This window comes from Streptomyces sp. O3 (assembly GCF_054788135.1).
The window spans coordinates 1-12,863 of record NZ_JBTVYK010000070.1 but is presented as its reverse complement, the minus strand read 5'-3'; the positions used below and the strand labels follow the sequence as shown (position 1 = coordinate 12,863).

At 73.6% G+C, this 12,863-nt stretch carries 10 protein-coding genes; 3 read left to right on the top strand and 7 right to left on the bottom strand.

Features of this window, described 5'->3' with window-relative positions; translation table 11 throughout:
- Positions 1-15: 15 nt before the first annotated feature.
- Both ACX6XY_RS26895 and ACX6XY_RS26890 read right to left on the bottom strand, forming a co-directional pair.
- On the bottom strand, positions 16-2,703 hold the full coding sequence (locus tag ACX6XY_RS26895; RefSeq protein WP_460336081.1) for a SpoIIE family protein phosphatase: 2,688 nt from the start codon (positions 2,701-2,703) through the stop codon (positions 16-18).
- Positions 2,704-2,793: 90 nt separating this feature from the next.
- Positions 2,794-3,372: a TetR/AcrR family transcriptional regulator gene (locus ACX6XY_RS26890; protein ID WP_460336078.1), complete on the bottom strand. Its 579-nt coding sequence runs from the start codon at positions 3,370-3,372 to the stop codon at positions 2,794-2,796.
- 130 nt (positions 3,373-3,502) lie between these two features.
- On the opposite strand from ACX6XY_RS26890, the gene ACX6XY_RS26885 reads away from it, so the two are divergent.
- Positions 3,503-3,961 carry a nuclear transport factor 2 family protein gene (locus ACX6XY_RS26885; protein ID WP_460336075.1) on the top strand — a complete coding sequence of 153 codons (459 nt, stop codon included), beginning with the start codon at positions 3,503-3,505 and terminating at the stop codon, positions 3,959-3,961.
- Positions 3,962-4,071: 110 nt separating this feature from the next.
- On the opposite strand, the gene ACX6XY_RS26880 is transcribed toward ACX6XY_RS26885, so the two are convergent.
- Together ACX6XY_RS26880 and ACX6XY_RS26875 are read right to left on the bottom strand one after the other, a co-directional pair.
- The gene (locus ACX6XY_RS26880) at positions 4,072-4,554 is read right to left on the bottom strand and encodes an SRPBCC family protein (RefSeq protein WP_460336072.1); all 483 of its coding nucleotides are present in this window, start codon (positions 4,552-4,554) and stop codon (positions 4,072-4,074) included.
- A gap of 64 nt (positions 4,555-4,618) precedes the next feature.
- Positions 4,619-5,476 carry a DeoR/GlpR family DNA-binding transcription regulator gene (locus ACX6XY_RS26875; protein ID WP_460336069.1) on the bottom strand — a complete coding sequence of 286 codons (858 nt, stop codon included), beginning with the start codon at positions 5,474-5,476 and terminating at the stop codon, positions 4,619-4,621.
- Positions 5,477-5,612: 136 nt separating this feature from the next.
- On the opposite strand from ACX6XY_RS26875, the gene ACX6XY_RS26870 reads away from it, so the two are divergent.
- Complete coding sequence (locus ACX6XY_RS26870) at positions 5,613-8,054, top strand: alpha/beta hydrolase family protein (protein ID WP_460336134.1); 2,442 nt, start codon at positions 5,613-5,615, stop codon at positions 8,052-8,054.
- On the opposite strand, the gene ACX6XY_RS26865 is transcribed toward ACX6XY_RS26870, so the two are convergent.
- The 3 genes from ACX6XY_RS26865 to ACX6XY_RS26855 all read right to left on the bottom strand — a co-directional run bounded on the left by ACX6XY_RS26865 (position 8,024) and on the right by ACX6XY_RS26855 (position 11,998).
- Complete coding sequence (locus tag ACX6XY_RS26865) at positions 8,024-10,489, bottom strand: right-handed parallel beta-helix repeat-containing protein (RefSeq protein WP_460336067.1); 2,466 nt, start codon at positions 10,487-10,489, stop codon at positions 8,024-8,026. The two genes, ACX6XY_RS26870 and ACX6XY_RS26865, sit on opposite strands and share 31 nt — an antisense overlap.
- 186 nt (positions 10,490-10,675) lie before the next feature.
- Positions 10,676-11,500 (bottom strand): MOSC domain-containing protein, encoded by an 825-nt coding sequence (locus ACX6XY_RS26860; RefSeq protein ID WP_460336064.1) that lies wholly within the window; start codon positions 11,498-11,500, stop codon positions 10,676-10,678.
- A gap of 69 nt (positions 11,501-11,569) precedes the next feature.
- Complete coding sequence (locus ACX6XY_RS26855; protein ID WP_460336061.1) at positions 11,570-11,998, bottom strand: DUF6643 family protein; 429 nt, start codon at positions 11,996-11,998, stop codon at positions 11,570-11,572.
- 269 nt (positions 11,999-12,267) lie between these two features.
- On the opposite strand from ACX6XY_RS26855, the gene ACX6XY_RS26850 reads away from it, so the two are divergent.
- Positions 12,268-12,863: TerD family protein (locus ACX6XY_RS26850; protein ID WP_460336058.1), on the top strand; the 596-nt coding region annotated here is incomplete at its 3' end.

The window sequence follows — 12,863 nt, the reverse complement described above, 5'->3', positions numbered from 1 at the left end:
CCCGGCCGGTTCCGGCTAGGCCCGGTCCCCGCGGGGCGGCAAGGGCTGTTCCGTCCAGATCACCTTGCCGTCCGGCGTGTAGCGGGTGCCCCAGCGCTCCGCGAACTGGGACACCAGGAACAGTCCGCGGCCTCCTTCGTCGGTGGTCGCCGCCTGCCTCAGATGCGGCGAGGTGCTGCTGTGGTCGGACACCTCGCAGATCAGACTGAGGTCGTGGATCAGGCGTACCCGGATCGGGCCGTTGGCGTAGCGGATCGCGTTGGTCACCAGCTCGCTGAGGATCAGCTCCGTGGTGAAGGCCTCCTCGTCCAGGCCCCAGGCCGCCAGCGTGTCGGCCACCGCCGCCCGGACCCGGCCCACCGCGGCCGGGTCGGCCGGGACGTCCCACTCGGCGACCCGGTCCTGCGGCAGGACCCGAGTGCGCCCCACGAGCAGCGCGATGTCGTCGCGGGGGCGCTCCGGCACCAGCGCCGCGAGCGTGCCCTCGCAGGTCTGTTCCGGCGAGCGGTCGCCGTCGTGGTCCAGCGCGCGCCGCAGCATCTCCAGGCCCTCGTCGATCTCCCGCTCCCGGTCCTCGACCAGACCGTCCGTGTACAGCACCAGCCGACTGCCCTCGGGCAGCCGCAGGTCCAGGGTCTCGAACGGCATGCCGCCCAGCCCCAGCGGCGGTCCGCCCGGCACGTCGACGAACTCCGCCGTGCCGTCCGGCAGTACCAGCACCGGCTGGAGGTGCCCGGCGCGCGCCATGCCGCAGCGGCCCGAGACCGGGTCGTAGATCGCGTAGATGCAGGTGGCCCCGGTGACCGAGGCGTCCGTCCCGTCGTCGGTCTCGTCCTGGTCGATCCGGGCCACCAGCTCGTCCAGATGCCACAGCAGTTCGTCCGGGGGCAGGTCCAGGCTGGAGAAGTTGTGCACCGCCGTGCGCAGCCGCCCCATGGTCGCCGCGGCGTGCAGCCCGTGCCCGACCACGTCGCCGACCACCAGCGCGACCCGCGCGCCCGGCAGCGGAATGATGTCGAACCAGTCCCCGCCCACGCCGCCCAGCCCGCCCAGACCGGCCTGGGCGGGCCGGTACCGGTAGGCGACGTCCAGCGCCGACTGCTCGGGCAGCACCCGCGGCAGCAGGCTGCGCTGCAGGGTGACGGCCATGGTGTGCTCACGCGAGTAGCGCCGGGCGTTGTCGACGCTCACCGCCGCCCGCGCCACCAGCTCCTCGGCCAGGGACAGGTCCTCGTCCTCGAACGGCTCGGGGGTCGCCGACCGCCAGAACATCGCCACGCCCAGCACCACGCCGCGGGCCCGCAGCGGAACCGCGATCATCGAGTGCATCCCGGCCTCGACCAGCTGCCTGGCCAGTTCCGGGTCCTGGCGCTGCCAGCCCGTGAAAGCGGCCAGGTCCGCTTCGAGCACGGCCTCGCCCTTGCTGAGGCCGGTGCCCAGCGGCGTGGTCGGAACGAAGCGGATCCGCTGGCCGAGCGGATACAGCGCGGTGTCCGGGGGCCCGGTGAACGCGGTGCGGCGCATGTCGACGTCCACGCCGGTGGCCGTCGGCTCCTCGCCGCGCAGTACGGTCTCCGCCAGATCCACGGTGGCCACGTCCGCGAAGCGGGCGGCGGCGAACTCCGCGAGCTCCTCACAGGTGCGCGCCACATCGAGGGTCGTGCCGACCTCGGTGCCCGCGTCGTACAGCAGCCGCAGGCGGCCGCGCGCCATGTCGGCCTTGCCGGTCAGGGCCTGTAGCTCCGTCGTGTCGCGCAGCGTGGCGACCGTGCCGGGCGGTCCGCCCGCCTGGTCGGTGGTGCGCTGGTTCACGGCGATCAGCCGGTCGCCGACCGGGACGATCTCGTCGGTGGCGATCCGGCCGGACGCCAGCAGGCGGGCCGTACCGGGCTCCAGGCCCAGCGCGTCGACCGGCGTCCCGTCCACGTCCGCGGGCAGTCCGAGCAGCCGCCGCGCCTCGTCGTTGACGAGGGTGAGCCGCCCGTCGCCGCCCACGATGAGCACGCCCTCGCGCACGGCGTGCAGGACCGCGTCGTGGTGCTCGTACATCCGGGTCATCTCGGCGGGCCCGAGGCCGTGCGTCTGGCGTCGCAGTCTGCGGGTGACCAGCGCGGTGCCGCCGGTGGCCAGGAGCAGCACCCCGGCCGCCGCGCCGAACAGCAGCGGGATCTGGTCCTCCACGACCCCGCTCACCTTCGCGATGGTGATGCCCGCCGACACCAGCCCGACGACCTCGCCGTCGCTGTCCCGTACCGGGACGACGGCCTGGACCAGCGGCCCGATCGTGCCGGTGATGCTCTCGGTGACCACCTCGCCCTCCAGGGCCGGGCGGTAGTCGCCGACGAACCGCTTGCCGATGCGGTCGGGCAGGGGGTGCGTATAGCGGATGCCGTCGAGGTCGAAGACGACGATGAAGTCGACCTCGGAGCGTTCCCTGGCCGCCTCGGCGCGCGGCTGGAGCACGGCGCTGGGGTCGGGCGCGGCCAGCGCCGCGACGGTGCCGGGCGCGTTGGCGAAGGCCTCGGCCACGGCGACGGACCGGTTACGCGCCTCCCGCTGGCTGTCGGCGCGGGACTGCAGCACCAGCGCCGCGATGGCCGCGGCCACCAGCAACACCACGATCGCCACTTGCAGGAGGAAGACCTGACCTGCGACGGTTCGCATCCGCAGAACCGAGCGCGGGCGGCCGTAGTGTCCGGCCATAAGCTCTTTGTACACCTCTCACCTGAAGTGGGCGAACTGCGCAGGAACAGATGGTGCGTTCGTGCGCCGGGCGGTGTGCGGGGGCGTCGGTCAGCGCGTTCCGTTCCGTGTCGGACGGGGGTCGGTGGCGATCAGCCGGGCCGCCGCGCGCCTGGCGTGGCGCGCGGTCTCGGGATCGCGAAGGATACCCGCCGTCGCCATCGCGCCCTCGGCGAGCAGCCGCAGATGTTCCGCGGTCTCGTCGTCCAGACCGGCGTCCGCCGTCAGGCCCGTCAGATAGTCCTTGAACGCCCGCTTGTGGCTCCGGGCCCGCTCGGCGACCGCGGCGGACGTCGCGCCGAGCTCGCCGTACCCGTTGATCCACGCGCAGCCGCGGAAGCCGGGCTCCTGGAACCAGTCGTCCAGCCAGTCGAAGACCGCGAGGACGCGGTCGCGGGGATCGGGCTCGCGGTCGACGCGCTCGGCGAGCCGCTGCCGCCAGCGGATGTCACGCCGCTCCAGGCAGGCGTCGACCAGCCGCTCCTTGTTCGGGAACAGCTGGTAGAGGCGCTTGAGGGAGACCCCGGACGCGGTGCGGATGGCGTCCATGCCGACCGTCTGGATGCCTCGCGAGTAGAACAGCTCCTCGGCGGTGTCCAGTGCTCGCTGCCGGGCCGTGGCGCTGTCCATCCGGTCTCCTCCGCGACGTGTCAGGTGCTCTCTTGACGCGAGAACCACCGTTCTCTACGGTAGCAGCCAGCTGCGGAGAACGATCGTTCTCTGCAGTGGTGAGGAACCACCGACGCACCCTGGAGGAACCATGGCCGCCCGCCCCCCGCTGCCGCCGTTCACCGCGACCACCGCGGCACAGAAGGTCCAGGCCGCCGAGGACGCCTGGAACACCCGCGACCCGCGGCGCGTCGCGCTCGCCTACACGCCCGACTCCGTGTGGCGCAACCGCGACCGGTTCCTCACCGGCCGGGACGAGATCGTCGCCTTCCTCGCCGACAAGTGGGCACGCGAACACGACTATGCGCTCCGCAAGGAACTGTGGGCGTACGACGAATACAGGATCGGCGTCCGCTTCCAGTACGAGAGCCGTGACGCGCGGGGGCGGTGGTGGCGCAGTTACGGCAACGAACTCTGGGAGTTCGACGCGGCGGGCCTCATGGCGCGACGCGAGGCCAGCATCAACGACGTACGCATCGCCGAGGACGAACGCCGTATCTTCGGCCCGCGCCCGGAGAGCGAACACGGCGTCCCGTTCCCGCTCCGGTAGCGAACCCCGACAGAGGGGAAAGCGCGTCCCAGTGGAAAAGCGCGCCCCAGTGGAGGAGAAAGCGCGTCCCGGTGCAGGAAGCGCGCCCCAGCGGAAGCGAAGGCGGGCTCCTACGGGGTCCTGGCCGCCGCCAGCCGCCTGTCGAGCGCGGTCACCGCACCCCGGAAAGACCGGCCGACGCCGGGCCTGGCCGCCTTCAGCGCGAACCGGAACGCCGTGGACCCGTCGGCGGCGAGCGTCCACCGCACTCGGGTGCCACTCCCCGCGGGGGTCAGCCGCCACTCCTCCACCAGGCAGCGCATCCCCGGCGCGTTGGTCCGGTCGACCCGGTACGCGTACCGCTCGGCCGGGTCCGCCGCCAGGATCGTCTCCGCGAAGCGGGTGCCGCCGATCAGCCTGATCTCGCGGCCCTTGCCGCCCTCGGTCGGCCGGGCCGTCCGTACGGCCCTGAACCACCGGGGCCAGCCCGCCACATCGTCGGCCAGCGCCCCGAACACGGCGGCCGGGGGAGCGGCGATCTCGTGGGCGAACTCCAGACGCACTGGAGCGCTGGTGACGAACTCAAGCCCCACCGGGCTCAGTTGGCGTGCCATTGGGATCCGAACCCCCAGCAGGACGGGTCGTTGACCGGGCCAGGACACCATAACTGAGGGCTGGTCAGATGTCTGCGGCCACGTCGGACTCGCCCGGCTCACCCGCGATCACCAGGTGGTTGAGCCGCTCGGAGACCTCCGCGCGCACTCTGGGCGGCAGTCCCGGATCCGTCACCCAGGTGTCCACCTGCTCCAGCGCGGCGAACGAACTCAGCCCCACCGTGCCCCACTTGGTGTGATCCGCGACCACCACGACCCGGCGCGCGGAGCACACCAGACGGCGGTTGGTCTCCGCCTCCGCGAGGTTCGGCGTCGACAGGCCCGCCTCGACGGATATCCCGTGCACCCCCAGGAACAGCAGATCGAAGTGCAGCGAGCGGATCGCCTGGTCGGCTACCGGCCCCACCAGCGCGTCCGACGGAGTACGCACCCCTCCCGTCAGCACCACGGTCGCCGCCCCCGCATCCGCGGCCCCGCCCGGCCCCGCGCCCGCACCGCGCTGGGCGGCATGGAACACGTCGGCGACCCGCACCGAGTTGGTCACCACCGTCAGATCCGGGACCTCGACGAGCCGCTGGGCCAGCGCGAACGTCGTGGTCCCGCCGGACAGGGCGATCGCGCTGCCCGGCGCGACCAGCGCGGCGGCCGCCCGCGCGATGGACTCCTTGGCCCCCAGCTCAAGCGCCGACTTCGCCTCGAACCCCGGCTCATGGGTACTCGCCTCGGCCACCGGCACCGCACCGCCGTGCACCTTCTCCAGCACACCCTGGCGGGCCAGCGCGTCCAGATCGCGCCGGACGGTCATGTCCGACACGCTGAGTTTCCTGGTGAGCTCGTTGACCCGCACCCCGCCGCGCCGTCTGACCTCCTCGAGGATCAGGGCGCGACGCTGCTCCGCGAGGAGGTTCTGATTCTCACTCACACCTGGTCCCAGTCCTTCCCTCGCCAGTGCTGGCCGCCGTGAAAGATCCCTCATCCTCGCACGCGCCGCCGACACACCGCCCGGAGCCCGCCCACCCGGCCGCCCCGCACACCTCGGGGGGATTCCTGACGAAGGGCTGTGCGCGGGGCCCGGCGACCGCGATCCTGGTACCCCGCACCGCGTATCCCGGACGCGGCCGCGCACGGGGGGAGGCCTCACAGTGCGACGTGAACCGGCCGAAGACACCGCTCTCGAACTGCTCGTCCACGGCGTCGGCGGCGCCACCGCCGAAGGCATGCTCGGGGACCCGCGCACCGTCCGGGTCACCGGCGACAAGACCGCGGCCGTCTTCCGCCGCGCCGAGGACGCGGACGCCGAACAACGGCCCGAGGACTACACCGACACACCCGTGCGCGAGGCGTACGTCTGGTCCAACCTCACCTCCGGCAACGGCGCCCGCGCCCTGTGGCTGCTCCTGCTGCCCTTCATGGTGGTCAACCTCGCCCACTGGATGCGGCCCCACACCCGCGGCCTGCGCCGCACCACACGGTTCTACGGCGTCTTGGTGCGCCTGGTCGGACTGACCCTCACGGTGCTCCTGGTCGCGGCGGCCTGCGAGGTCGCCCTCGATCTGGTCGCCTGGCAGTGCGCGGGCACCCCCGAGTGCACCGCCGACCGCTCCTGGCTGGGCTTCCTCGCGGCCGACGCCTCCGGACAGGGCGGCTGGTGGGCGCAGCCAGGCCGCAGGCTCGCCTTGGCCACGGCGGTGCCCGCCGCGCTCACCGGACTCCTCTGGTACCTGTCGCACCGCACCTGGAGCGCGTACGAGTCCCAGCAGCCCCTGCCGCACCACCGGGAGCCGGACGAGGACCCCCGGCGCTCGGCGCTCAGCAGGCCCGGCTTCTGGTACGGCCGCCGACTGGTCGCCCGGCTGCGCGCGGCCCACACCGCGGCCGGACTGCTGACCTGCGCCGCGGCCGTGTCCACCGCGGCGGCGCGGTTCGACCGGAGGCCGGGCGGGCCCCTCGCCCTGGACGTCATCGGCCGCCTGATGGTGACCACGCTGGTCGCGGGCGCGCTCGTCGTGGTCTGGGTGGTGTGCCGCAGAGGCCGCAGCGAGGACCGTGTCGACCAGCGCGTCGACCGGGCCGCGACGCGGCTGCTGCCCGGCGCGGCGCTGGCCGTGCTGGCGCTCGCGGTGGTGTACGCGGGCTGGGACCGCCCCGGCTGGACCTCCGCCGCGCGCCTGCCGGGCGACGCGACCTTCGGCGGCATCGCCCTGGTCCAGGGCTTGCTGACCGTGGCGCTCGCGGTCGTGGCGGCCGTGCTGTACCGCGGCGCGCCAGGCCCCCGCACCGCGCTGCGGGGGCTGGCCGGGCCCGCCGTGGCGATGCTGGGCTGCGCGCTGGGCGGCGTGATGTCCGGCGGCGTCGCCCAGTGGGTCGGCGACTGGCTGGACAGCGGCGGCACACCGGGCGAGCCGGGCAGGCCGTTTCCGGGGCCGCCCGCTCTGCTGACCTGGCAGGCGTCGGTGATCCCCGTCGTCCTGGCCGTCGTGGTGCTGCTGGCGCTGATCCTCGCCGTACGCGCCCTGCGGCGGGGCCGCGCCGAGATTCCGCGGGTGGCGCGCGACTACCCCGACGAGTCCCCGGACCCGGCCCGCACCCGCCGTATCGCGGGCGCCCGCGCCCGCGCCGCGCTCACCGACCACGCACCCACGGTGGCGGGGATCGTCTCCGCCGCCACCCTGTTGCTCGGCGCGGCGGCCCTGCTGGGCGCCTGGAGCACCGGCGAGGTGCCGGGCGAAGCCGCCAGGGACGCCGCACCGTTCGTCCAGGGCGCGGCCCAGACCGCCCAGGCGCTCGGCTCCTGGCTGATCGGCCTCGGTTTCCTCCTGCTGGTCACCTGGGGCCGCCGCGCCTACCGCGACCCCGCGGCCCGCCGCACCATCGGCATACTCTGGGACGTCGGCACCTTCTGGCCACGCGCCGCCCACCCCTTCGCGCCGCCCTGCTACGCCGAACGCGCGGTCCCCGACCTCACCTGGCGGATGGCCACCTGGACCCGCGAGCCCGGCCGCAGGCTGGTCATCTCCGGGCACTCACAGGGCAGCGTCCTCGCGGCCGCGGCCGCCTGGCAGCTCAGCCCGTCGGTCCGCAGACGGGTCGCCGTGCTCACCTACGGCTCGCCGCTGGAACGGCTCTACGGCCGCTGGTTCCCGGCGCACTTCGGCCCCGCCGCGCTGGCCGCCCTGCACCACGAAGTGGACTGCTGGCGCAATCTGTACCGGCCGACCGACCCCATCGGCGGACCCATCGGCCTGCCCGGCGACTGCGGCCGGGACGTCGACCACCCACCCCTGAAGGACCCGCTCGTCTACGGCCGCACCGCGTCCCAGCCGCTGCCCGCGCCGATCCTCGGCCACTCCGACTACCAGGCCGACCCGGTCTTCGACGCCGAACGCACCGCGCTGTTCACCCGGTTGCGCGGCACCGCGGCGGCGGGCAAGCCGCTGCCACGGCAGCCGGGCACCGCACCGGAGCGGTCTCAGGGCAGTTCGGGCAGGTCCTCGGGGTAGAGCAGGGTCAGGTCGTCGGTGCTGGTCTCGTCGAACTGCGCGACCCGGCCCGCGTGCCGCTCGACCATCGCCTCGAACGTCTGCCGCGCCGTGCGGCCGTTGCCGAAGCCCGGCCCCTTGGGCAGCTCGGTGAAGTACTTCAGCAGCGCGTCCGCCGTACCCGCGCCGAGCTGGTACTCGTGCTCCCTCGCCTGCTGTTCCACGATCCGCAGCAGTTCGTCGGGGGAGTAGTCGCCGAAGGTGATGGTCCGTGAGAAACGGGAGGCCACACCGGGGTTCACGGACAGGAACCGCCGCATCTCCTCCGTGTAGCCCGCGACGATCACCACCACCGCGTCGCGGTGGTCCTCCATCAGTTTGACCAGGGTGTCGATGGCCTCCCGGCCGAAGTCCCGCCCGGAGTCCTCCGGCGACAGGGCGTAGGCCTCGTCGATGAACAGCACACCGCCGCGCGCGCGGTCGAAAGCCTCCTGGGTGCGGATCGCCGTCGAGCCGATGTGCTCGCCGACCAGGTCCACCCGCGACACCTCCACCAGATGGCCCTGGTCCAGCACACCGAGCGAGGCCAGGATCTCGCCGTACAGCCGGGCCACCGTCGTCTTGCCGGTGCCGGGCGAGCCGGTGAACACCAGGTGGCGGCGGACCGAAGCCGCCTTCAGACCGGCCTGCTGGCGCCGACGCCCCACCTCGATCAGATCGGTGAGCGCCCGCACCTCGCGCTTGACGCTCTCCAGGCCCACCAGCGTGTCGAGTTCACCGAGCACCGCGCCCGACGAGCGGGCCGGGGCCGCGGTCGTCGGCTCCGGCCCGGCCGGTGGCCCGGCGTCGCGCTGGCCGGGGATCGCGGCGCCGAACAGCCCGGCCGACTGGGCGGCGGTGGCGGTACTGGCGGCGGTGGCCGTACTGGCGGCGGTGGCCGTGCCGACAGCGGTCCGGCCTGCCGGATCCGGTGGCCCGTGCCGACCGCCGCGGCTCTCGTCGCTGGTGCACTCCTCGGCGAGCGGGCCGTCCTCGGGGAACTCGTAGCCGCCGCGCGAACACCGCTCCGTACGGCACCTCTTCAGCGACGTACGGCAGCCGTCCAGCACATGGAAGCCGTAGCCGCCGCTGTCGGTGACCCGGCAGCCGTGAAAGCTGCCCCGGCCCTGCGCTGAGACGTAGAAACCAGCCTCGGCGGGCGAACTGACCGTACAGCGCTCGATGGTGGGATCGGCGCCCTTGGTGACGATGACGCCGGTCTGCGCGCCGTCTATCGTGCAGCCCGCCAGGACACCGCCGCTGCCGTGGTCGCGGAACCACGCGCCGGTCGCGGCCTCCCGGATACGGCAGTCGTCGAGCTGGGCGGTCGCGCCGTCGCTCACCGAGACGGCCGTGTTGCGGACCTGGGACAGGTCGCTGTCCACGACGTCGACGCGCGAGCCGCGGTCCAGGACGAACAGCGCGTCCGGTACGTCACGCACCCGGCAGGAGTCGAGTACGGCGGTGGCGCCGTCGCTGACCCAGACGGCCGGGTAGTCGCCCGTACTCTCGTGGATCTCGCACTGGTTGGCGTCCACGCGGGTGCCCGGATCCCATACGGACAGGCCGTTGCGGCCGAAGCGGCTCACCGTGCAGCGGGTCAGGGTGAGCACCGAGCGGGAGCGCAGGTCGACCGCGTTCTCCGGGATGTCGTGCAGGCGGCAGTCGGCCAGGGTGAGCACGGCGTCGGTGTCCAGGGTGACGCCGTCGGCGGTCGTCCGGTGCACCGCACAGTCGCTGAGCTGGGCCATGCCCCGGCCGGTGATCTGCACCCCCGCGCCCTTGACTTCGTAGACTTCGCACCCGACGGCCTCGAGCGCGGAGCGCTCACCGGTGACCGACAGGCCCGCGCCCGACGTGTGGTGCACCCGGCAGCGCTCCAGTCGCGGCCGGCCTCCGCCGCGTACCGCGACGCCGGACTGTCCGGCCGAGACGACCTCGCAGTCCTCGAACACGCCGCCCGCGCCGTCCAGTACGGCGATCCCGACGCCCGCGGGATTGTCGATCGTGCAGTGGCGCAGCGTGGGATGGGCGTCGCCGCGCACCTCGACCCCCGCGGCCGAGCGCGTGACGACGCGCAGCGCGCCGAGCTCGGGCGTGCCGTCCTCGATGAGCACGGCTGGCGCGGCCGCGTCCTGGCCCTCGACCTGGAGGCCCCGCACCACGGCGGACGCGTGCACCGTCAGCGGGACGCCGTCCGGCGGCGCCAGCCGCACCGAGCCGGGGGAGCCGTCGGGGCCGCGCAGGGTGACCGCGTGCCGCAGCACCAGGTTCTCCCGGTACGTGCCAGGGGTGACGGTGAGGACGTCGCCGTCACCCGCGGCGTCGAGAGCCGCGGCGAGCGAGGCGTACTCACCTGTGCGGCGCCGCCACCGCGATGTGCCGGTGTGCGTCACCTGGACCGTGCCCTGTGCCATGGCGCTGCCGTGCCCCCACCTTGTGTGCGCTGTCCGTGACCGATCTGCCGCTCCACCGTAGCGTGCGTGGAGAGGGGGAGCCGGCCGCTCCGCGCGCGCCGACACCGGATATCCGGAACGGATCCCGAGGGGCCGCGCGGGGTGGTACCGGCGGCCGCCGGACGCGGTCGGCGCGGTGGCGCGGCGCTACTCGATGATCCGCACCGGGTCACCCAGACGCAGGGTGCCCGTCTCCTCGGGTATCAGGTTCTGGCCGAAGACCACTTGGTTGCCGATGCGCCGGTGCCGGGCGAGGGTGCGCAGCGGCTCCTTGCCCCGCGCGGCGGTGCGCTGGTCCGTGGTGGTCACCACGCAGCGGCCGCACGGCTTGACGGCCCGGAAGACGACCTCGCCGATGGCGATGCGCCGGAAGTCGTTCTCGGCCCAGGGCGGGGTGCCGTCCACCACGACGTTCGGCCGGAAGCGGTCCATGGGGAGCGGGCCCTCGTCAGGGTGGGCGCCCTGGGCGATCAGGGAGTTGAGGGCGTCGAGCGAGGAGAGCGCCGTGAGCAGGAGCGGGAAGCCGTCGGCGAAGCTCACCGTCTCGCCCGCGCGGGCGAAGTCGGCGTCGACCGGGCGGCGGGTCGCCGGGTCGTCGAGATGCACCACGCGGGTGTCGGCCCCCAGATAGGCGCTGATCCACTCATGGGCGGCGGCGTCCGCGAGCACCGCGTCGATCTTGTCCTGCCAGACCTCCACCGGCATGGTGCGCGCCGGATCAGGCACGGACACGGTCAGCGGCTCCCGCCCCGGTGCGGACAGCCGGATGCCGCCGCCGGGCCGGGGCTCGGCGGCGACCAAGGCCAGGCTGGGCCGCGCACGCTGGGTGACGAACCGGCCCGCCGCGTCGACCAGCATCCACCGGCGGTCTCCGGCCAGACCCCAGGGCTGCACGGCCGCGTCCGACGGTGCGTACCCCGCGACCGACTTGAGCGGATACACGTGGATCGCGTGGAGTGTGGCGTTCGACATGAACCCATCCTGCCAGGCGGCGCCGACAACGCCCGTGGTTGGTCGCCTGGCGGGACGGCGGCCTGGGGTTCAGTACCCGCGGCCGCCGGGGTTCTGCCGGTAGTAGGGGTCCTCGTACGGGGTGGGCGCGGGGCGCGGCGCGGCGGGGCGCATCGCCTCGTAGCCCGTGCCCTGCTGGTACTGGGGGCCGGGGTAGCCCCGCGGCGCCGCGGCCTGTTGCGGGATGTACGGAGCCGGGGCGTGCTGCAGCGGGCCGGGCCCCGGCGCCTGGGTGTGGCCGTACCCGGAGTGCTGAGGCGACGAGGTGGCTGGGAGAGCGGGGAGCGGGGCCGCGAGCGCGGGCAGGTTGCCGCCGGTGTCGTAGAACGGCGACTGGACCCGGATCGGGGCGATCTGCGGGGTGCCGCGCTCGGCGACGAGGGAGTCGTAGATCGGGGTGTCCGGGAAGGAGGGCGCGGGGTAGTAACCGCTGCCGTAGGTGGCGCGGGGGGAGGTCATGGAACATAAGTTAAGCCCACGATGTGCTGGTTGGGGAGACCGATAGGGGGTTCTTTGCGTGTCGGCCGTGACAGACGATCCCCAATACGAGCTAACTCGGTAAAAAACGGTCGCTAACCCATGTGTTGATCATGTATGGGGCGCGGTGACCGGTGGTTGCCCGGTGACGCTGATCCCCCACGGGGCGTATCCGGACGCGGCGGGTAATAGGTTGGCCCTGTGCCCACCGGCGGCACTTCTTGACAGGACGACACGCACTGGGGGCAGTCATGGCAATGCCTAAAGGATCCAACGTTCCCGTTCCGGCCCCGGCGGTACGGGTCGAGATCGGCTGGCGGTCGGCTCCCGGCGTACCGGACGCCGACGCCTCGGCCCTGCTGCTGGCCGACGGCAAGGTCCGCTCCGACGGCGACTTCGTGTTCTACAACCAGCCCGCCCATGCCTCGGGCGCGGTGCGGCACGAGGGCAAGCAGTCCGCGAACGGGCAGGTGACCGACGCGCTCTCGGTCGACCTCGCGCGCGTGGAGCCGGGCATCGAGCGCGTGGTGCTCGCCGCGTCCGCGGACAGCGGGACCTTCGGGCAGGTACCCGGTCTGTACATCCGGGTGCTCGACCAGGCGGGCGGCGCCGAGATCGCCCGCTATGACAGCGGAGACGCGACCACGGAGACGGCGTTCGTGCTCGGCGAGCTCTACCGGCGCCAGGGCGCCTGGAAGTTCCGCGCCGTCGGGCAGGGCTACAGCAGCGGTCTCGCGGGCCTGGCCACGGACTTCGGGATCACCGTGGACGACACGCCGCCGCCGGCCGCCGCCCCGGCGCCCGCGCCGCCGCAGGCCGCGCCCCCGCAGGCGCCGCCGGTCGCGCC

Coding starts and splice junctions, on each gene's coding strand:
- ACX6XY_RS26865 (WP_460336067.1), bottom strand. CDS start 10,489: ATGGCACAGGGCACGGTCCAGGTGACGCACACCGGCACATCGCGGTGG.
- ACX6XY_RS26855 (WP_460336061.1), bottom strand. CDS start 11,998: ATGACCTCCCCCCGCGCCACCTACGGCAGCGGTTACTACCCCGCGCCC.
- ACX6XY_RS26895 (WP_460336081.1), bottom strand. CDS start 2,703: ATGGCCGGACACTACGGCCGCCCGCGCTCGGTTCTGCGGATGCGAACC.
- ACX6XY_RS26860 (WP_460336064.1), bottom strand. CDS start 11,500: ATGTCGAACGCCACACTCCACGCGATCCACGTGTATCCGCTCAAGTCG.
- ACX6XY_RS26885 (WP_460336075.1), top strand. CDS start 3,503: ATGGCCGCCCGCCCCCCGCTGCCGCCGTTCACCGCGACCACCGCGGCA.
- ACX6XY_RS26880 (WP_460336072.1), bottom strand. CDS start 4,554: ATGGCACGCCAACTGAGCCCGGTGGGGCTTGAGTTCGTCACCAGCGCT.
- ACX6XY_RS26890 (WP_460336078.1), bottom strand. CDS start 3,372: ATGGACAGCGCCACGGCCCGGCAGCGAGCACTGGACACCGCCGAGGAG.